This window comes from Bacillus sp. ISL-4 (assembly GCF_018613275.1).
Lineage (GTDB): Bacteria > Bacillota > Bacilli > Bacillales > DSM-1321 > Peribacillus > Peribacillus simplex_E.
The window spans coordinates 42274-63936 of record NZ_JAGGQN010000019.1; the positions used below are offsets into that span (position 1 = coordinate 42274).

The window sequence follows — 21663 nt, forward strand, 5'->3', positions numbered from 1 at the left end:
TAACTTTGTAAAACCATTTTTTGTTTTTTGATCCGCAAATGTTTTACATAGTAGAAGAAGCATCTGCTGAGGTTAATCCAGATGCTTCTTCTACTAAAAGGGGTAACTGATTTATTAGCGCTAACCAGTAATAAATGCTTATATGTTATTTATTCTGCATTAGATAGTAAAGCGTTTTTCTCCATCTTCATTATAATAAATCCACTCCAGGCAAACATTAAGGAAGCAATGTAAAAGATGCTGCCGATCGTTAAAAAGTCGACTAAATATCCGGTTGCAATCACCGCAGCTGCAGCACCGATGGATGTCCAAACATGGTAGTTTCCAATTTCCTCACCCGCTGTTTTCTTCGTAACATATCTTGCAAGTACTGTTTTTTCTGTGTTTTTTTGTACTGCCCCAAGTACCCCCATAATGATTTGCAGGAGATAGACATGCCAAATTTCATATGCTAGAGGAAAGGCAAGAAGGATTAGTGCCATCCCCCATGAATAGACAAGGAGAAATGCTTTGTCACCGGCTTTGTCAGTGAATTTTCCGATTAAAGGATAGCTAAGTGCTGCAGTCAGTGAGAATATTCCATATGCCCAACCGAATTGCGTATAACTGGTGCCTACATTTTTGATTAGCAAAATATAAAAAGGGAAAATCATGCTGGCGGCCATTCCAACAGTGCCTTGGTAAAAAACGAAACGTTTATAATTCATGGATGATACTCCTCATAGAAAAGATTCATGAAGCGATTATCAGGATCATATTTCTTCTTTAATTGAAAGAATTCCTCAGTACGCGGATACGCTTCAAATAATTGTGTCTTGGTTGGATACCCATAATAGGGCAAATAGTAGCTGCCGTTATGGTCAAGCGTCACATCTATCATGTTTCGGATGACCCTTTCCGTATTTGCCTTACTTTCGTTATCTGTCCCTTGATTGATGAGCATTACAAGAGCGAACATATCATCCTTGGCATAGGACATGAGTGATTCATCATTATGCTCCACATAACGAATTGTAATATTTAATAAGTTAAAATCTTTTTCATCAGATAAGGTTTTTCTTAAATCATCGATATAATCAGCAAATTGATCAATCGGAACGAAGTATTCTTGCAGCACTTCAGTTTTGGTTGGGTTGCTGTAATCCATAAAGGCTGAGTCCGACCGCATCACATTATTCCTCGAAACCAAGTTACCATCAATATTGGCCGTGTAGGTTTTTTGAGTTTCCCAAAACCTTTCTTTACCCCAGTCATTATAACGTGAGAGACCAAGAAAGAATTTAGGCACAGCAATGATCGTTTCCCGTTTGAGAGTATTGTAGTTAGATAGCTGTGTTTGGTCATTTGCTCTATAATAATCCGTTACATACATTTCATCCAAATAGGAGCCAGGAGCCACAGATATTCTTGCAAGATGCATTTTAACATCATCTTTTTGAAGAACTTCTCTTTTAAAGTACGAAGTATATTCATTATAATGGAGTGATTTGGTTTTAATTTTATAAAGTTCGTCATCGGTAAGGTGGAATGTTACATCGAGTATTACTCCAAACAAACCATATCCGCCAATAACCGAATGGAAGAGCTCTGAATTTTCTTCGCGGCTCACTGTAAGGATTTGTCCTTTTGGATTAAGCAACCTAAAAGATTCAACGGTTTCTATCAAGGCATGATGACGGATATCGCGGCCATGGACATTTACGCTCAAAGAACCGCCAATGGTAAAAATGTTTTGAGATTGACTGACCTTCAGTGCAAGTCCATATGGGTTGATATATTCCTGGAGAGCAGCCCAGGTTGCTCCGCTTTGGACCGTGATGCGTTTTTCTTTTACATCCAAATCAAGTATTTTATCATAGTGCTTCATATCGAGCAGGATCCCATTTGGATATAATGTCTGACCTCCTTGGCTATGCTGCATTCCGGCAATGGAAATGGGATCATCGTTTTTTTCGGCATCCAAAACGACCATTTTGATTGCTTTTTCACTATCTTCTGCCTTAATCGCTTTCATTTTAACTGGCATCAGACGGCTGATATCTTCTGCAATAGGGTGGTCAAGCTTGAAATTAAAAGCCTGCAGTGATAATCCAAATAATAGTGCATATAGGATGATAAAGAAAAATTGTTTCATGATATCTGGCTTTCGACTCCTCGTTTAATATGTCTGACAATCAATTGAAATAATGCAAATGTATGAACTTATAGATTAATGGAGTTACCCTGACCATTCGGTGTGATTGAAAATGAATCTTTTGATTTATGTATTAGTTCTTCGTTTTCAGCCCATTAATGATTGTTTTGGTTAGCGGTATGGATAGCGATTCCAAGCTTTGTTCTAAGTTGTTTAATCCCCAATGATAGATAATTCCCATCAGGCTTTGGGTGATAAGCTGTGAAATTTCGTTAACTGATTGGTCAGTGCCAATGTCGTTTTGTTCTTTCGCCTCTTCAACTAATGAAAGAATAATTTGGAAGAGTGAGCGATTTGAATTCAAAAAGTAAGTATGTTCTTTTGAATCTAAAGCAGAACTGTAAATCACTTTCATTAAATCTTTGCCCATTTCTTCTTCCAGAAAACGCATCAATTTGCGTATGAAAATAAACAATTTCTCTGTAGCGTCCATATCGACTGGGAACGAACGGAAGACTTCGCGATAGTAATCATCGACTTCTTTGAATCTTACTAAAAAAATGTCCGATTTCGCTGAAAAGTGTTGGTAAAATGACCCTTTTGATGTGCCGCTTTTTTTCACGATCTCGTCAACGGTAACTTTATCATAACCTTTTTCGCTAAATAGCTTTAAAGATATTTTTAAAATTTTTTCACGAGTCTTTTCTCCCCTAAGCTGTTTCTTTCTGGGTTCAATCATAAAAAACCTCCAAATGATAATTGACAGAATATTCCTGTGTAGTTTAATATCAGACTACAGTCTAGTTAAATGATTGGTGGTCTATTTAATCTAACGTAGATCATCAATAATCACAACGCTTTCTTAATTGGATTTCGCAAATTAAGAAAGCGCTTACAAAGTTTTGGAATCAAGTATGGGGGAGGTTCATTCAGTTTAAATAGGAGGTTTTTCAAGTAGAAGAATTAGTTGAAAAGGTTGATTAGATTTTTCTGAAGATTCCTATACAATTGGTTACTGTCTCTCTCTATAGCCATGAGGATTCAGTATATGTAAATGGAGGAGGGGTATCAGATAAATTGATGGTCCTAGGAATGAACCAGAGTGTCGGGAAGAAGGAAAAGAGATGTGCGGTAAACGGATTATTTTTTGGGAAATAGTAGCATGAAAAGGGAGGAAATAATCATGAATCATTCCAGTGGTGAAATAGGGAAAAGAACGATCAGTAAAACGATGAAACGGGTTCTTCCATTTATCTTGCTCCTTTATATCATTGCTTACTTGGACAGGGTCAATTTAGGCTATGCTGCTTTACAAATGAATGCAGAATTAACCTTATCCGCTGAAGTTTTTGGATTGCTTTCTGGCATTTTTTTTATAGGTTATTTCTTCTTTGAAGTTCCAAGCAACATGATCATGCATAAGGTGGGAGCTCGGATATGGATTGCCCGTATAATGATTTCGTGGGGACTCGTGGTAATATTGACAGGTTTTGCGCAAACAACGATGCATTTATATATTCTCCGTTTTTTATTAGGTGTCGCCGAAGCTGGTTTTTTCCCTGGGATAATTTTGTATTTAACTTATTGGTTCAGGGCCCGCGAAAGAGGAAGGGCCACAGCGGTTTTGCTTTTAGCCCTACCGATTGGGGGATTGATTGGTGCGCCTGCATCGACATGGATTCTTGACAATATTTCCTGGTTGGGTATGGCAGGATGGAGATGGATGTTCATCCTTGAAGGAATTCCGGCCATTATTATTGGAATTGTTGTTGTTTTCTATTTAACTAATAGACCGACCAGCGCTAAATGGTTATCTAAGGAAGAAAGTGATTGGCTAGAAGGGGAATTGAGTGCGGAAAGAAAAGTTAGCTCGAATATAAATAAAGTTACTAAGCTTGATATGCTGAAAGATTCGAAAATCTGGAAGTTGGCTCTTTTTTATTTCGCAGGGTACACATCTATCTATGGATTGTCATTCTGGATGCCAACCATCATAAAATCTTTATCGGAAAATGCGACAACCAATCTAGAAATTGGCTGGTTAGCGATGATTCCATCCTTAGTCGGTATACCTGCTATTATGTTTGTAGGCTGGAATTCAGATCGGACCAATGAACATAAATCACACTTGCTCGTTTGCCTTATGATTGCAGTTGTCGGGTTTATCGGGTGCGGCTTTTCAGATAGTGTCTTTATGATGGTGCTGATGTTAACGATTACATCTATAGGGTTATACGGGTTCAGTGGATGTTTCTTTGCCTATATGACATTTTTCTTCACTGAGTCCACTGCGCCAGTTGGAATAGCCATAGTCAATTCATTTGCGGCTTTAGGCGGTTTTGTAGGACCGATGATTCTCGGAACTGTAGCATTTACTCAAGGGATGTTTATTTTATCCGGATTACTTGTGATGGGAGTCATCACCCTATTATCATTAAAATTGACAAGTGCTTCAGATGAAAATATCGTAAAAGAAGTTGAAGTCAATATTAATCAATTATAAAGGTTCTAAATGTATTATTGAAAAGTGACTAAAAAAGAAACATCATTGGAAATCATAAGGTTTCCATGATGTTTCTTTTTATATTTTCATATAGGAAATACATATATATGGGATGGAAATACCGGTTGAGCATGCCATAATTCAATCTAAATTGAAGGTTCTGCCCAATAAGACTTGTTTGTAGTTTTCGACGGGATTAGAATGGAGATGAGATACAAGTGCTTTCGAAAAGACAAGGGGGTTCTTTTCTTTTCAAGTACTGACTTCATATTTATTCATTAAAGGAATAACAGCAGAAATGAGGTGATGATGTGGAAATTCATTTGGTGGCGAAAGATGAAATTGAGGCTCAAGGAATTCGTTGGATTGTGGAGTCCCACCTAACGGGAGTTAGACTGATCTTATGGAAAACGATTGAAGAATTTGAAAAGGGCTTGCGCAATCAGCAACCGGAATTCGTTATTTTGGATATGGATATTTGGACGGATGAAAGTGAGGTGATGGGTGTTTCGTTAAAGCGGAGGGGAATTCGATGGTTAGGCATTTCATCTGAGCGAATCTTTCAAACGGCTTATCGAGCCTTACGCTTTCGTGCTGAAGATGTTTTATTCCGTCCCTTTTCTTCGGCGGATTTGGTAAAACATATCCAACAATTGCGTTTTCAATTGAGAAATGGTCCTGGTCTTCTTTCGACAAACACCATGGATGATGGGAATGCTCTGGATATTGGATATCCGGATTTCTTCTTGACAGACCGGAGGCATGAAAGTCGAATAACCATGGTCGCTTTTTTGACACCTGATAACAGGACCCTTCCTTTAGTTTATGATGAACTGCAACGATATTCTTTTACTGGGAAGAATCAAATCTTCGCTTTATCGGATTTTATTTTATGTGTCCAGGAAACGAAGGAAAATGAGGTATATAAGGAAGAGTACCAAGCGTTCCTTGCTCACTGGAAAGAAAGAATGGATGAGCCACTTGCCATCATAATAAAAGCGGCAACTTCAGATGAGTCTTTAAAAAGGATGTATCAGCAGACACGTGAATTTACGAGACAAATCTTTTTCGATGGATATGATATCATTTTAGCCGAAAGTCAACAGACTTCGCCTCAAGAGATGGACCCATTCCTCACTCCTCTTGAACAAAGACTTTGGATAGAAATGCTCGAAAGGCGGGATGCGAAAGCCATCAGGAACTGGATTGAGCGTGAATTCCTTACTTTTGAACGACCATACCCCGACCCGGAAATCGTTCGTATCCGCCTTACAAGCGTTCTCGCACAAATTCGTAGGCATATGAAATCATACGACTTGCAAAATGCTTCTCTAGAAGCAATATACTATGATGTATTTCAGCAAATTGTACATAAACCTGTCATCCATCAAATAGTAAAAGAGCTGCATGCGTTCACCACCCATATGCTTCTGCAGGATCATGGACAATTACAGGAAGGGGCACGCACACTTAGCGAAAAAGCAAGGGAGCTGATCGAGTCCAACTATTGGGACGCCCAGTGGAATCTAGCGAGTTGTGCAGATACTCTGCGTATCAATAAAAGCACACTCAGCCGTCGTTTTGCGGCTGAATCCGGCGAGTCTTTTCGAAATACTCTGCATCAAGTTCGAATTAGGGAAGCTAAACGTTTATTAAAGGAATCGGATTTATCATTGGAGGAAATTTCACAATTAGCCGGCTATTCACATCAAACTTATTTCAATGCCAAATTCAAACTGCTTGAAGGTTGTACACCATCAGCATATCGGTCTGGATTATAAAAAAGGACGATTCAATAAATGAGTCGTCCTTTTTTATTTATTTCATTACAATGTAATCATTGAAATTATTCATAAAAAAATAAAGTTAACTACAAAAACTTGAAATAAATTATAAAATAATCACCAAACTATAATTAATTATTCTGAATTTTTCTTATAGAATGAATATATAACAAAAACAAGGGGGAAATGAAAATGAACACGATTACAAACAAGGTTATCCGTTATACTGGAACAGAATTGCATACTAAAGGATGGCAACAAGAAGCAGTGCTTAGAATGCTTATGAATAATTTGGATCCTGAAGTTGCCGAACGTCCAGAAGATTTGGTGGTATACGGAGGAATTGGGAAAGCAGCTCGTAACTGGGAATGCTTTGATGCAATCGTCAAATCACTAAAAGAGCTTGAAGAAGATGAAACTTTACTTGTCCAATCAGGGAAACCGGTGGCCATATTTAAAACGCATTCGGATGCACCACGTGTCCTGCTTGCAAATTCAAATATCGTCCCTGCATACGCGAACTGGGAAACATTCCATGAACTTGATAAAAAGGGATTGATGATGTATGGGCAGATGACAGCAGGCAGCTGGATATATATCGGATCTCAAGGGATCGTACAAGGTACATACGAGACCTTTGCCGAGCTTGCAAAACAACATTTCAATAACTCGTTAAAAGGCACCATTACTCTAACGGCAGGTTTAGGCGGAATGGGAGGGGCACAGCCGCTAGCAGTTACGATGAACGGTGGTGTCTGTATCGGGATCGATGTAGATGAGACAAGAATTGACAGGAGGATTGAGACTCGTTATACCGATGTGAAAACGGATTCATTGGATGAGGCCATTCGTTTAGCCAATGAAGCTAAACTTGCAGGGAAAGCATTATCGATTGGTTTGATTGGGAATGCTTCAGATATTCTACCGGAAATGATCGCAAGGAACTTCATTCCTGATGTCTTGACGGATCAGACTTCGGCCCATGATCCGCTAAATGGATATACTCCTTCAGGCTTGTCAATGGTGGAGGCTGCAGAATTACGAAATGCAAACCCAGAAGAGTATATTAAACTCTCTAAAGCTTCAATGGCCAAACATGTAAGAGCGATGCTTGAAATGATGGAAAAAGGAGCCGTGACGTTTGATTATGGCAACAATATCCGTCAAGTTGCGAAAGATGAAGGGGTAGAGAATGCTTTTGACTTCCCGGGCTTCGTTCCAGCTTATATCCGTCCACAATTCTGTGAAGGTAAAGGTCCATTCCGCTGGGTGGCTTTATCTGGTGATCCAGAAGATATTTATAAAACAGACCAAGCCATTTTACGCGAATTCGCTGATAATGAACATTTATGTAACTGGATTAGAATGGCTCAAGAAAAAATTCAGTTCCAAGGTCTGCCTTCCCGCATATGCTGGCTTGGTTATGGGGAGCGCGCCCGTTTTGGTAAAATCCTCAATGATATGGTTGCAAGCGGTGAATTGAAGGCCCCAATCGTAATTGGTCGTGACCATTTGGATTCTGGCTCTGTCGCTTCGCCGAATCGTGAGACGGAAGCCATGAAGGATGGTTCCGATGTAGTGGCTGACTGGCCGATCTTAAATGCAATGGTGAATGCTGTGGGCGGTGCAACCTGGGTTTCCGTACATCATGGCGGCGGCGTAGGAATGGGTTACTCCATGCATGCAGGCGTTGTAATTGTGGCAGACGGTACAAAAGAAGCAGCAGCCAGGATTGAGCGAGTGTTGACAACGGACCCTGGGATGGGTGTAGTGCGTCATGTTGACGCAGGATATGAACTGGCAGAGGAAACAGCCCGTGAAAGAGGTATTAATATCCCGATGCTTGATAAAGGAATTGATAAATAATGACAAAACCAATTTGGATAAAACATGCGGCTCAACTTGCAACCCTTACCTCTGATAGGAAAGGTCCTCGTTCCAAAGAGGCAATGTCAGAGCTTGGGTTGATCAAAGATGGAAGTATGTGGATGGAATCTGGTTTGATCCAAGCGATCGGTACGACCAAAGAATTGGAAGAAATCTATGCAGATAGAAAGCATGAAGCTGAAGTCTTTGATGCAACTGGCCATTTGGTGACACCTGGGTTAGTTGATCCACATACGCATGTTGTATATGGCGGGAGTCGGGAACGTGAATTTGAAATGCGTCTTGAAGGCGCAACATATATGGACATTATGAACGCAGGTGGGGGCATTCATGCTACCACCCGCATGACAAGGGAAGCAAGTGAAGAAGAATTGATGGAGCAAACCATGCGACGGCTTGATTCGTTTCTCGCTCATGGCGTGACTACAGTAGAAGGTAAAAGCGGCTATGGAATGAATTTGGAAACCGAATTAAAGCAGTTGCGGGTAATGAAGAAGCTACAGGAAGAGCATCCGATTGATCTAGTTCCTACTTTTATGGGAGCCCATGCGGTTCCAAAGGATTATAAAGGCCGCGAGGATGAATTTGTCGATCATCTGATTAATGATATGCTTCCGATCGTCTCTGAAGAAAAGCTTGCAGAATTCAATGATGTCTTTTGTGAAAAGGGGGTTTTTACCCCTGAACAATCAGAGCGGATTTTAAAGGCGGGGAAAAAGTACGGCTTGATCCCTAAAATTCATGCTGATGAAATTGAGCCATACGGTGGAGCTGAATTAGCTGCGAAGATTGGAGCCATTTCAGCTGAGCATTTGTTAAAAGCTTCCGATGAGGGGATTACTGCTATGGCGAAGTCAGGCACCATTGCCTGCTTGCTTCCAGCCACCGCCTTGTATTTACGAGAAGAAGCGGCCCCTGGACGACGGATTGTTGATGAAGGTGTGGCTGTTGCCATTTCGACCGATTGCAATCCCGGATCTTCACCGACGACATCCATGCCTCTAGTCATGAATCTGGCATGCATTTCGATGCGGCTTACCCCTGCAGAAGCTCTGACGGCGGCGACATACAATGCTGCTTGTGCAATCAACAGGCAAGAAAGGGTCGGATCCCTTGAAGTCGGAAAACAAGCGGATGTCGTTTTATGGAATGTTGAAAACTATCAGGAGTTGCAATATCTATTTGGGGTCAATCACGTTAAGTCTGTATGGAAAAATGGTGTGCAAGTTGTGAATGATAAAGTGAAGACAGATTCCAAAAGCCTGACTGGTCTATAAAATTCACTAAAAGAAGAGAGGCTATACCCGTCGACCCATCATTAGGTTGACCGGATCTCTCATGAAACGCCCATTTAATGAACTTCAATCTATGTATCAGGAGCCTCTTTACATCCGCTGGAATTTGGGCGGATGTAAAAAGGCTTTGATACGTACAAAATGATCTAACAATATTCCGAGTTGCCATAGCAAGAGATGTATCTGATATTTCAGCTGCACTGGGATACATGCTTCTACCCATGGTGGAATGCCTGCTAATGGTTTTTTTAATATTTTACTAGAATTTGGCAAGTATCCGATTGTCAGGTTTTTCTGTCTTGATCCGAACTTCTCTATGGGGGCGAAACAGTCAAGACCAGGGTATTCATGGCTACAATCTATTACAGGCTGCATAATGCAGACTAAATTTAGGGTTTTAAGATTACTGTTTTTAAGTTTAAAATCAGTCAGTATTGCTGCTCTCTATCAAACATCAAGGAGTGATTACATGTTGAGAAATAACTATCGTTATTTTATCATTTTTATGATTATTGTTATTACAATCATAAATTATATTGATAGAGGTGCACTTTCATATGCCCAAGCTGAAATAATCAAGGAGTTCAATTTAGATCCAGTAAGTTGGGGAGCGATCCTGGGGTATTTTGGATATGGATATATATTCGGTGCACTATTTGGTGGTGCTTTAGCAGATAAGAAAGGTCCTAAATTCATGTGGATCATTGCCGGAACTACATGGTCTTTTTTTGAAATTGGGACAATATTCGCAGGTCACATAGGTGCAGCATTATTTGGAGGCTCTGCCTTGGCAGGATTTGCGGTGTTTCGTGTTTTATTTGGTTTAGCTGAAGGACCTACCTTATCAACGATGAACCGAACGATGGCAAACTGGGTATCTCCTAAAGAAAAAGGGTTTGCTGTAGCACTTGGATTAGTTGGAACGCCAATTGGAGCATTAATTACTGCACCCATCGTAGTAGGTCTTCTAACATTCACTAACTGGAAAGTAACATTTGTTATTCTCGGTATATTAGGCTTTATTTGGGTAGCAATCTGGAACAAAGTATTTACAAACTTACCTGAAGATCATCCAAGAGTCTCGAAAACCGAACTAGAAGAAATTCGAAGAGCAGATATTTTAATAAAAGGTGAGACGAAATTAGACGAACAAATAAATGTACCATGGTACCATTTTTTTAAAAACCCTACGTTAGTATTTAATGCAATTGGATATTTTGCCTTTTTATATGTAAATATTTTATTACTTACATGGACCCCAAAATATCTGCAAGATGAATTTAATTATTCACTTTCTTCTCTTTCATATATTGGTATGATTCCCTGGATAGGAGCTATTATCACTGGATTATTAGGTGGTAAAATCTCGGATATATTACGCAGGAAAACAGGGAATTTACGTATTGCCAGATCTTGGTTCACAGTAGTCTCCTTATTTTGTACAGCTGTATGTTTTATGTTGATTCCGACTGTCGAGAGTGCGGCGGCGGTACTTACTTTAATGTGTATAGGAAATGCCTTTAATTATTTACCTAATTCCATTTATTGGATCGTGGTTCTGGATACAGAACCGAATAAAGCTGGAACATTTGGCGGGGTAACTCATTTCATTGCCAATCTAGCTACCATTATTGCCCCTACCTTGACAGGAAGTCTTGTCGCCATATATGGATATAATGCCATGTTTATTGCAGCATCAATAGCCGTCACGATTGGCATGATAGCCATGGTTTTCGTGAAGCCTGGCAAACAAGGTAACTCATCGGAAACCACCAATAATATGGTTAGCTAAGATAAGGCATAAATGGATGTATATTGATTACGGATTATGTATTTCACTTTCAGAAGAAGTTTACAAGAGGAGCATCCGATTGATCAAGTTCCTACTTTTATGAGAGCCCATGCGGTTCCAAAGGATAATAAAGGCCGTGAGCATGAATTTGTCGAGTAAAAACCCTCTTTAACGCCATTTGTGAAGAGTGATTACTAAAGCCTGAATGGCCTTTAAGAATCACTAAAAAAGATAAGGCCTTGATCTTCAGTCAATGTCTACCCATTTCAGCAGGTGAATTGGGCTTTTAGAAGTAGTATTTATCACATGTAATGGTGTTGAATAGTAGGATGGTGGTTCATCATCCTACCCATTGGCAGCGTTCAACACTTTACTGCTTTACAGTGGAGTTAAATGAAAGTGTTTTAAGGAAAATGTGGAAATGAATCTCCATGTGGAGGGAATTTTATGTGGGTAATCACCATCCATTCGAAAAATGGCATAAAAATGTTTGAGTTTACTACAGAAAAGGAAGCTAGGGAAAAATTTGCGGTAATAGAGGGCTGTAAAATCCTTAGTGAAGTCATTTATTTCAATGATAAACAATTGATCGAAACCTAAAACTATATTTTCATAATTAAATAGAAATTAAAAGTTAGAATCGTTTGAAATAAATTATAAAAAGATTACTATTTCATAATATTCTTTGCCGAATTAGTACTAGTCTTAACCATAAAATGAAAACTACCTGTAAGTGCAATATTTCTAACATGCATGCAGGTGTACATCCCTTGTTTCGTAAGGTCAGTAAAATATCAAACTTTTAAGTCTTTTTACTACAGGGTCAATACCGGAGTACTTCAGTAAAATTTTTTTGATTCATAAATCTGATAAATCAAAAAATGGAGGGGATTCTTTGAACGAACAAAAATACACTATAGACGATGCCCCATTTAAAAAGTTTCATTTTCGAATTGCTGGACTAACATTCGGTTCAAGCTTCTGTGATGGCTATTCCCTTGGGATCATCGCGATGGCCCTTACAGTATTCGGGCCTCAAATGAATATGAATGCGATGTGGACAGGGCTGATCGGCAGTTCTGCATTAATCGGTCTGTTTGCGGGATCTTTAATACTTGGTAGACTTTCCGATCGTATAGGCAGACAGAAAATCTTTCTCGTAAACTTTTTACTTATTACGGTAGCTACTATTTTACAATTTTTTGTTAGCAGTCCAGAAGAGCTTTTTATTTTACGGTTGCTAATCGGTTTTGGACTTGGAGGAGATTACGCTGTCGGTACTACTTTACTCGCCGAGTTTTCACCAAAAAAGTATCGCTCCTCGCTCCTCGCATCCATAAATGTAGTATGGACGCTTGGATATGTAGCATCAAACTTTGTTGGTCATTACCTGGGACAGGGTGGTTCAGACTCATGGCGTTGGATGCTTGTCAGTGCTTCCATTCCAGCTGTTGTGGTTTTAATCTTAAGAATAGGAACGCCTGAATCACCAAGATGGCTTGTCAGCATGGGGCGTGTCGAAGAAGCTCGCCAAATTGTAAAAGAACACCTTGGACCGAACGTTGAAATGGGAGAAACGACGACTGGCACTGAAAGCCAAAAGACTTTAGGATTTCGTGGACTTTTCAGTAAAAAGCTTCGTAAGCGCTTGGCTTTTGGTGGAATATTCAAATTAACTCTTGTTATTCCGTACTTTGCTATTTACACTTTCCTGCCGTCCATACTAAGTACAATGGGTTTTGAACAAAACTTCTTTGCTGATACGATGCTGAATCTATTCTTGCTTGTTGGGGCAATTGTTGGTCTTTGGTTGCTTGCAAAGTTTTCTCGTAGAGGATTTACCATCGGGGCATTTACAATCCTTACAGTTTCATTGTTTTCACTCAGCTTCTTACACAATAGTTCTCAATTCTTAATGCTGATAGCCTTTTTAATCTTTACTTTTTTCATGTCAGCAGCTTCGAACCTTACATTAGTATACCCAGCAGAGCTTTTTCCAACTGAGATTCGTGGATCGGGAATAGGTATGGTTACGGCAATTAGTCGAATTGGTTCTGCGATTGGAACATTTCTGCTGCCTGTATCTTTAAGTTCATTTGGATTAAGTGCCTCAATGGCAGGAATGGCTGCCATTCTGCTGGTCGGCTTAATCGTATCGATCGCTTGGGCACCTGAGACAAAATCGCTTTCACTTAATGATGCCAGTAATCCTTTACTTGAAGCGGGGCACCCTCCGATGGAAACCGATATTCCCTTTACAAAAAATGAAAAAATAACATAAGATTAATTTTCAAGCAAATAAATGAGAAGGAACAGAACTTTTTTTCTCCTTCTTGATGAGTCATATGAGAGGAGAGGTGTAAGGATGACAACTACGGATTGTTTACATCCTATGGATATTAAAGAGGTGGCACTAGGGGATGGTGCCATCTCGATCCAAGAGGTAATTGCGGTTGCAAGATATGGTGCAAAAGTTACTTTCACTGAGACATATTGTGAAAGGGTAAATAAATCACGAAGCTTAATAGAAAAGTTTTTAGATGATAATAGATTGATTTACGGTGTTACGACTGGTTTCGGCAGTAATATGACTGAAGTGATTTCTCCACAGGACGCAGAAACCCTTCAACGGAATATTGTTCGTTCACATGCTGTTTCAGTAGGGGAAACTCTTGAAAAAGAAGTCGTAAGAGCCATTCAATTGATGATCCTCGTGAATTTAGGCCAGGGTTATTCAGGAGTCCGTTTACAAGTTTTGAAGCTGATCGCTTCACTGTTAAATCACGATATACTTCCCTATGTTCCAGGTGAGGGGTCCGTGGGGTATCTGTCTCCTGAAGCACACATGTCCTTATTGGTGATCGGGGAGGGGCGGGCATGGTACAACGATGAGCTTATTCCGGGAAAGGATGCATTAGCGCTATCTGGATTGAAGCCAGTTACGCTTGGGTGTAAAGAAGGACTGGCTCTTATAAGCGGAACTCCTTCCGTCACTGCGATGGCCATTCTGGCTTTATACAATAGCATGCAAGCAGCGAAAACCGCGGACATTACGGGAGCTATGTCCTTAGAAGTGCTGAAAGGTACAATAAAAGCATTTGATCCCCGTCCCCATGCATTGAAAAAACATGAGGAACAGGCAAAGACAGCCAGAAATGTAACAAGGATTCTTGAATGCAGCCAAATCATTGATACATACAAGGATCATAGATTACAAGATGCACTTAGCTTACGATGCATTCCACAAGTCCATGGAGCCATAAAAAGAGTATTGAAAGACGCTGCTGTTTCGATCGAGAATGAAATGGACTCCGTAAGTGACAATCCTCTGATTTTTCCGGAAGAGGAAGATGGAATGGCACTAATGGCCGGAAATTTTGATGGTTCATTTGTTGGGATATACGCGGATATGATTTCCATAGCGCTAGCAAACTTAGCAAAAATAACAGAACGCAGAATAGATCGGCTTGTAAACCATCACCTTAGTGAATTACCTAATTTCTTAGTGGTTAATCCAGGTTTAAATAGTGGCTACATGATTCCACAATATACAGCTGCAGGGCTATTGAATGAAATCAGGGTGCTCTCGCATCCAGCCACTATAGATAATATCCCTACATGCGCAAATCAAGAAGACGTGATAAGTTTTGCCTATTTCGCTTCGAAGAAAGCCTATCGGATTTCGAAGAAACTTGAATATATTTTAGCCATTGAACTGATGACTGCAACGCAAGCAATGGATTTTCATCTGCCATTGAAGCCGTCACCGGTTACGGAGGGGGTATATCATTTAGTTCGGAGCGAAGTCCCGATGGTTGAAGAAGATCGATTTTTCCATCCTGACATTGAAGCGGTTTATAGGCAAATTCATGAAGGAGAAATAGTGAAGCTCGTTGAAATGAAAATCGGGGAAATAGAGTTCTAAAAACCATGTGGAAGCTGTTTTAATTTATTTTATAAGGTAAAGTGGCTTTCTTTTTTTAAAAATGAAGGTTTATATTTAAAAGAGGAGGGATGTAAGATGCACTATGATGTAATTGTAATTGGAGCTGGATCTATGGGAATGTCTTCAGGTTATTATCTTTCAAAAAAAGGACTAAAAGTATTATTATTGGATTCCTTTGCTCCTCCTCATAATAAGGGCAGCCATCATGGGGAAACAAGAATTATTAGACATGCTTATGGTGAAGGGAGGGAGTATGTATCGTTGGCACTTAAAGCCCAAAAGCTATGGGGTGAATTGGAAAGAAATTCGGGGGAACAATTATTTCTTCCAACGGGGGTCCTGAATGCTGGAAGCGAAAATTCCACTTTCATTAAACAAGTGAAAGCGGGGTCAACGGAATATGGTTTACCTATGGAAATCTTGGATTCACATGAAATTCATGATAGATGGCCTGGTATAACACTGCCAGAAGATTACATTGGGTGCTATGAATCGACTTCGGGCGTGTTGAAAAGTGAAGAGTGCATAAAAGCGTATCAACAACTTGCGAAATCTAATGGTGCCGACATCATTGTAAACAGTGAAGTAAGGAAGATAGTTGTTCATGGCGATGGGGTCACGGTTAAAACGGATGAACAGACATTCCACTCAGAATCTTTAGTGGTTGCAGTTGGGGCATGGGCCCCGAAAATACTGGCGATGTTAGATTTAAATCTGCCGCTAGAACCCATTAGAAAAACATTTGCTTGGTTTCATGCAAATGAAAAATTATATAATCATAATGTTTTTTCGGCTTTTTCTTTTGATACTTCAGTTGGTACATACTATGGCTTTCCTAGTATAAATGGTTCTGGATTGAAAATAGGGAGACATGATGGAGGAAACCGTATAAATCCTGATGGCTGTATTGAAGGGTTTGGTGAATTGGATGATGATGAGGGTGATTTGGTGAAGTTTTTACGGAAATATATGCCGGCTGATCAAAAAATGAAATATGGGAAAACTTGCATCTACACCATGACCCCTGATGAGCATTTTATAGTGGATAAACATCCTTATTATCCAAACATTGCTATAGCAGCAGGTTTCTCTGGACACGGTTTTAAATTCAGCAGTGTCATGGGTGAAATTTTGAGTGACTTGATTATCTCCGGTACTAGCAAGGAAGATATTTCATTGTTTTCTATTAATCGATTCAATAATTGAATGTCATAGTATGCTCCAACCTTTAATGCCCTAATCATGGCTGTTGCTTCCTTCCAAAGGAAACAACGGCTTTTTTTTATTATTGCTTAATATTTATTAAGAGCTGATCCTGAATCCAACTTAATGTTAGGTTATCTGACAAATTGTTGTCGAAATAATTAGAATATGGTAGAATGAGAATATTCCGAAATGCGAAACTCTAATTCCGAATTTCGGAACATATAGTTTTAAGTGAATGAAAGAGTACCTACATATTCATATGGATTAATTACTGAAATTTCCGTTAATAAAGGAGAGGGTCGTATGAACACGGTTGATTTGAATTGTGATTTAGGAGAAAGCTTTGGCGCTTACCGTATTGGTAATGATCAAGAGATTTTGGATTATGTAACATCTGTCAATGTAGCTTGTGGATTCCACGCTGGTGATCCGACAGTCATGAGAAAAACGGTTCAGCTTGCTTTAGGGAAAGATGTCAAAATCGGAGCCCACCCAGGTTTACAGGATTTAATAGGATTTGGCAGGCGCAATATGAATATTTCACCACAGGAAGCTTATGATATTGTCGTCTATCAAATTGGTGCATTAAATGGCTTTCTGCAATCCGAAGGCGGAAGTATGCAGCATGTGAAACCGCATGGGGCTTTGTACAATATGGCCGCAAAGAACAAAGATTTATCCATGGCCATTGCCGAAGCGGTATATAAAGTGAATCCCGAGCTTATCTTATTTGGTTTGTCAGGCAGTGAATTAATACGTGCCGGACAGGCTATCGGATTGCAAACCGGGAGTGAAGTATTTGCCGATCGTACCTACCAACATGATGGTTCATTGACTTCCCGATTGGAAAAGGACGCATTGATCGAAAACGATGATGATGCCGTTGCGCAAGTCATTCGCATGGTGAAGGAAGGGAAGGTTCTGTCTCAACAAGGCTCAGATGTGGCTTTAAAAGCAGATACCATTTGTATTCATGGGGACGGGGCGCATGCTTTATCCTTTGCTCGGCATGTTAAAGAATCCTTGCAATTATCTGAAATAACAGTCAAGTCCTTTTCTTGAAAAATCAAAACCATCAGGAGGTAGATTCCATTGGAGCCAATTAAAAATACAACAGCACAGAAAATGAATCCGACTAAGCCAAAAATAAACCGCACTTTATTGTTAGGTGCAGCATTCCTAATGGCAACGTCGGCAATAGGACCAGGTTTTTTAATGCAAACAACCGTTTATACCCAAAGTCTTGCGGCAAGTTTCGGATTCGTTATTCTTATTTCGGTCATTCTTGATATATTTGCCCAAACAAATGTATGGCGCATTATTGCTGTATCCGAAAAACGGGGGCAAGAAATTGCAAACATGGTCCTTCCAGGGTTGGGCTATGTACTGGCAGCACTGATCGTTATGGGCGGGCTGGCATTTAATATTGGAAATATTGCAGGAGCAGGATTAGGTCTAAATGCGATGACGGGGATATCTCCAACTGCCGGAGCAGCAATAAGTGCAGTCATTGCCGTACTGATCTTTGTAGTGAAAGAAGCAGGAAAAGCGATGGACCGTTTTACGCAAATTGCCGGATTTTTCATGATTTGTTTGATGATTTACGTTGCTTGGACAACCTCTCCTCCAGTCGGGGAAGCGGTAGTGAGGACCTTTGCACCTGATAAAATCGATATTATCGCAATCGTAACGTTAGTAGGTGGTTCTGTAGGTGGCTATATTACATTTGCAGGGGGACACCGTCTCTTGGATGCAGGCGTGAAAGGTGTGGGAGCATTACCTGAGGTCACAAAGAGTTCGATAGTGGGGATATTGATCACTACTGTCATGCGTATTGCGTTATTTCTAGCAGTATTGGGTGTTGTATCGAAAGGTTTACAAATTGATTCGGATAACCCTGCAGCATCCGTTTTTCAACTCGCAGCTGGTAATGTAGGATATAAAATCTTTGGTGTCGTCATGTGGGCTGCCGCAATCACGTCAGTAGTCGGAGCTGCATATACTTCCGTTTCATTTATCAGAACATTCAGCGAAAAAATAAATAAGAAGGCGAACTGGATAATCATTGGTTTTATTGTCGTTTCGACCATTTGCTTTTTATTAATTGGTCAACCGGTTAAAGTACTGCTTATAGTCGGCGCCATAAATGGGCTCATTTTACCAATTGCCCTTGGAACATTGCTAATTGCCGCATATAAGAAAAACATCGTGGGTGATTATAAGCATCCTTTATGGTTAACGATTTCCGGTGTGTTCGTGGTAGTCATCATGGCGTTAATGGGCGTATATACATTAATGAAACAACTGCCCGCACTTTTTTAATGAATGAAAATCCAATAAATACAGGTCGAAGTGGTTTGCCAGTTTATCACTGACTGTCAGTTCATAATAGGAGATGAATACTCATGATCGATCTTTCTCAAGCTACCCCGGCTGAGTTGCGTTCAATGATTCGAAATAATGAATGGATTAAACCGACTGCCGGCATGGCTAACGGTTATGCACAAGCGAACTTAGCCATCTTAAAAAAAGAGCATGCTTTTGATTTTTTATTATTCTGTCAGCGCAACCCTAAATCCTGCCCATTGCTGGACGTTACGGAAATTGGTTCACCCATTCCCGCATTTGCAGCAAAGTCTGGGGATATACGCACCGATATACCTAAATACAGGGTATATAAATATGGAGAATTAGTGGAAGAAGTAACGGATATCTCAAACTACTGGGAAGACGATATGGTTGGATTTTTAATCGGGTGCAGCTTTACATTCGAACACGCCCTTTTGAATAATGATATATCGATTCGTCATATTGAAGAGGGATGCAATGTACCTATGTATAAAACCAATATTCCATGCATTGAAACAGGGATTTTTCATGGGGAAATGGTAGCTAGCATGAGGCCGATTCCACAAAAGGATGTGGTGAGGGCAACTCAAGTGACATCGCGGTTTCCTGCAGTTCACGGGGCTCCAATCCATATTGGTGACCCTGAAGCGATCGGTATTTCCAGCATCCAGCATCCGGATTTTGGTGATCCAGTCACGATTCGTGATGGGGAAGTCCCGGTTTTTTGGGCATGTGGTGTAACGCCGCAATCCATTGCTATGGAGACCAAACCGGAGATCATGATCACGCATGCACCTGGACATATGTTCATTACGGACATTCGTGATGGAAAATTAGGAGTTTTATAACTGACAGAAAGAGATGTGTCCCTATGCTGGAAAAGCTATTGAAAATAACTGCATGTACACTTTCTCCATTGGGCGATTCCGCAATCGTGATTACATTCGGGAATGGAATGGAATACAGCATACACAAAAAAATAAAATTGTTAATGGATTTACTTGAAGATGAACCTTTTGCAGGATTTATAGAATGTGTACCTGCATTTACTAATTTGACGGTTTTTTATGATCCACTTGTTGTTTATAAGGATCAAAAACAAAGCAATGATACGGAAATATCTCCTTTTGAAGTGGTCCGTTCCATCATGGAAATGAAATTACAGGATTTAAAAGAAACTAAGAAACTCTCACATCGAACAGTTTCCATTCCCGTGTGCTATGGGAAGGAATATGGACCGGATTTGGAATATGTTGCCCGTTATAATGATTTGACTACTGATGAAGTCATTCATATTCATTCAACCGGGGAGTATTTGGCCTATATGATTGGGTTCGCACCAGGTTTCCCGTTTCTTGGCGGAATGTCGGAAGAAATCGCGACACCTAGGCGTTCCTCTCCCCGAATGACCATTCCGGCAGGGGCAGTAGGAATCGCCGGTATGCAAACGGGTGTATATCCTATATCAACACCTGGTGGATGGCAATTGATCGGACAGACGCCAACCAAACTATTTTTACCAAATGTAAATCCTCCAAGTCTATTACAAGCAGGGGACATCGTGAAGTTCCAACCGATTTCGGATCAAGAATATAAAGAAATGATCCTTAAGGAGGGATTACAGTGAGCCTGCGCGTAATCAAACCGGGATTATTGACAAGTATACAGGATCTTGGAAGAAAAGGATTTCAACAACATGGGGTGATTGTAAGCGGGGCAATGGATGGACATTCTTTACGAATTGCCAATATGTTGGTTGGCAATGAAGGAGGAGAAGCGGCCTTGGAAATTACATTAATGGGTCCGACCATTAAAATCGAGAAGAATTGCCTGATTTCGATAACGGGTGGAAATTTATCACCTACAATTGATAATCAGGCAGTACCGATGTGGAGGCCTATTCTAGTGAAAAAAGGATCGATTCTTCGGTTTGAAGGGTGTAGATCAGGTTGCAGGGCTTACTTAACAGTGGCAGGAGGATTCACTATTCCTGAAGTTATGGAGAGTAAAAGCACCTATCTAAGGGCTGGGATTGGCGGCTATATGGGGAGGGCATTAAAGGCTGACGATGTCTTGGAGTTTAATGAACCTTCGAAAATTCTTGGTGATCGGGCGTTCAAAGGTTCATTTTCCTTCCCAAAGTGGTTTGTCAATGAGAAGGAGTTCATGCCAGGAGGAAAACCTCTCATCCGTTTCATCGATGGAAGCCAATATGAAAGTTTTACAGATTCAAGTAAAGATATTTTTGTAGCGGGGGCATTTAAAGTTTCCAATCAATCCGACCGCATGGGATATAGATTATCAGGACCGACACTGGAATTAAAGGATAATGGGGAATTATTATCTGAAGCGGTCACAAATGGGTCCGTTCAGGTTCCTCCTGATGGAAACCCGATCATTCTCCTTGCGGATAGCCAAACAACTGGTGGATATCCTAAGATAGCTCAGGTGATCACGGCAGATTTACCAATTATCGCGCAGATCAAACCAGGGGAATCCATTCAGTTCTCACGGGTGAACTTAAAGGAGGCTGAAAAGCTTTTGCTTCAAAAAGAACGACAATCGAAGGAATTGCAGGTTTCGATTTCATTGGCCCTGAACAAATGGCTGGATATTTAATTCCTTCGGCAAAAAAAGAAAGTACTCTTTAAGAGCGCTTTCTTTTTTTTGTTCCCGCTTTAATATATATTTTACTGAAGGCATTACATCCTTTCCTCCATGTTTTATAATAGAATGATAGTTAAGGAAAACATGTATCATGAAAGGA

17 protein-coding genes are annotated in these 21663 nt (G+C 40.2%); 14 read left to right on the top strand and 3 right to left on the bottom strand.

Annotated elements, in window-relative coordinates; all coding sequences use genetic code 11:
- Nucleotides 1–149 precede the first annotated feature (149 nt).
- The 3 genes from J7J00_RS15480 to J7J00_RS15490 all read right to left on the bottom strand — a co-directional run bounded on the left by J7J00_RS15480 (nucleotide 150) and on the right by J7J00_RS15490 (nucleotide 2873).
- On the bottom strand, nucleotides 150–707 hold the full coding sequence (locus tag J7J00_RS15480) for an MFS transporter (RefSeq protein ID WP_214791936.1): 558 nt from the start codon (nucleotides 705–707) through the stop codon (nucleotides 150–152).
- Nucleotides 704–2134 carry an FAD-binding oxidoreductase gene (locus J7J00_RS15485; protein ID WP_214791939.1) on the bottom strand — a complete coding sequence of 477 codons (1431 nt, stop codon included), beginning with the start codon at nucleotides 2132–2134 and terminating at the stop codon, nucleotides 704–706. The genes J7J00_RS15480 and J7J00_RS15485 overlap by 4 nt, the downstream gene beginning before the upstream one ends.
- Nucleotides 2135–2267: 133 nt before the next feature.
- The gene (locus J7J00_RS15490; RefSeq protein ID WP_214791941.1) at nucleotides 2268–2873 is read right to left on the bottom strand and encodes a TetR/AcrR family transcriptional regulator; all 606 of its coding nucleotides are present in this window, start codon (nucleotides 2871–2873) and stop codon (nucleotides 2268–2270) included.
- Between the two features lie 444 nt (nucleotides 2874–3317).
- Here J7J00_RS15490 and J7J00_RS15495 point away from each other — a divergent pair, with 444 nt between their 5' ends.
- The 14 genes from J7J00_RS15495 to J7J00_RS15560 all read left to right on the top strand — a co-directional run bounded on the left by J7J00_RS15495 (nucleotide 3318) and on the right by J7J00_RS15560 (nucleotide 21515).
- Nucleotides 3318–4637, top strand: coding sequence for an MFS transporter (locus J7J00_RS15495; protein WP_214791943.1), 1320 nt, complete (start codon nucleotides 3318–3320; stop codon nucleotides 4635–4637).
- 311 nt (nucleotides 4638–4948) lie between these two features.
- Nucleotides 4949–6418, top strand: a complete 1470-nt coding sequence (locus J7J00_RS15500; RefSeq protein WP_214791945.1) for a response regulator transcription factor — start codon at nucleotides 4949–4951, stop codon at nucleotides 6416–6418.
- A gap of 195 nt (nucleotides 6419–6613) precedes the next feature.
- Entirely contained in the window at nucleotides 6614–8287 is a 1674-nt protein-coding gene (hutU, locus tag J7J00_RS15505; protein ID WP_098371802.1) for a urocanate hydratase, read from the top strand.
- The gene (gene hutI / locus J7J00_RS15510; RefSeq protein ID WP_214791947.1) at nucleotides 8287–9585 is read left to right on the top strand and encodes an imidazolonepropionase; all 1299 of its coding nucleotides are present in this window, start codon (nucleotides 8287–8289) and stop codon (nucleotides 9583–9585) included. The genes hutU and hutI overlap by 1 nt, the downstream gene beginning before the upstream one ends.
- A gap of 487 nt (nucleotides 9586–10072) precedes the next feature.
- On the top strand, nucleotides 10073–11395 hold the full coding sequence (locus J7J00_RS15515) for an MFS transporter (RefSeq protein ID WP_214791949.1): 1323 nt from the start codon (nucleotides 10073–10075) through the stop codon (nucleotides 11393–11395).
- Between the two features lie 447 nt (nucleotides 11396–11842).
- A complete protein-coding gene (locus tag J7J00_RS15520; RefSeq protein ID WP_214791951.1) occupies nucleotides 11843–11995 on the top strand; it encodes a hypothetical protein in 153 nt (50 codons plus the stop codon).
- 295 nt (nucleotides 11996–12290) lie between these two features.
- Nucleotides 12291–13676, top strand: coding sequence for an MFS transporter (locus J7J00_RS15525; RefSeq protein WP_214791953.1), 1386 nt, complete (start codon nucleotides 12291–12293; stop codon nucleotides 13674–13676).
- 84 nt (nucleotides 13677–13760) lie between these two features.
- The gene (gene hutH, locus J7J00_RS15530; protein WP_286201379.1) at nucleotides 13761–15320 is read left to right on the top strand and encodes a histidine ammonia-lyase; all 1560 of its coding nucleotides are present in this window, start codon (nucleotides 13761–13763) and stop codon (nucleotides 15318–15320) included.
- Nucleotides 15321–15416: 96 nt separating this feature from the next.
- The gene (solA, locus tag J7J00_RS15535) at nucleotides 15417–16547 is read left to right on the top strand and encodes an N-methyl-L-tryptophan oxidase (protein ID WP_214791955.1); all 1131 of its coding nucleotides are present in this window, start codon (nucleotides 15417–15419) and stop codon (nucleotides 16545–16547) included.
- Nucleotides 16548–16850: 303 nt separating this feature from the next.
- A complete protein-coding gene (gene pxpA / locus J7J00_RS15540; RefSeq protein WP_214791957.1) occupies nucleotides 16851–17609 on the top strand; it encodes a 5-oxoprolinase subunit PxpA in 759 nt (252 codons plus the stop codon).
- Nucleotides 17610–17672: 63 nt separating this feature from the next.
- The gene (locus tag J7J00_RS15545; protein ID WP_214791993.1) at nucleotides 17673–18869 is read left to right on the top strand and encodes an NRAMP family divalent metal transporter; all 1197 of its coding nucleotides are present in this window, start codon (nucleotides 17673–17675) and stop codon (nucleotides 18867–18869) included.
- An 83-nt stretch (nucleotides 18870–18952) separates the two neighbouring features.
- A complete protein-coding gene (locus J7J00_RS15550; RefSeq protein ID WP_214791959.1) occupies nucleotides 18953–19744 on the top strand; it encodes a putative hydro-lyase in 792 nt (263 codons plus the stop codon).
- A gap of 23 nt (nucleotides 19745–19767) precedes the next feature.
- Nucleotides 19768–20523: a 5-oxoprolinase subunit PxpB gene (gene pxpB / locus J7J00_RS15555; RefSeq protein ID WP_214791961.1), complete on the top strand. Its 756-nt coding sequence runs from the start codon at nucleotides 19768–19770 to the stop codon at nucleotides 20521–20523.
- Nucleotides 20520–21515 (top strand): 5-oxoprolinase subunit C family protein, encoded by a 996-nt coding sequence (locus tag J7J00_RS15560; RefSeq protein WP_309487178.1) that lies wholly within the window; start codon nucleotides 20520–20522, stop codon nucleotides 21513–21515. The genes pxpB and J7J00_RS15560 overlap by 4 nt, the downstream gene beginning before the upstream one ends.
- Nucleotides 21516–21663: the final 148 nt, after the last annotated feature.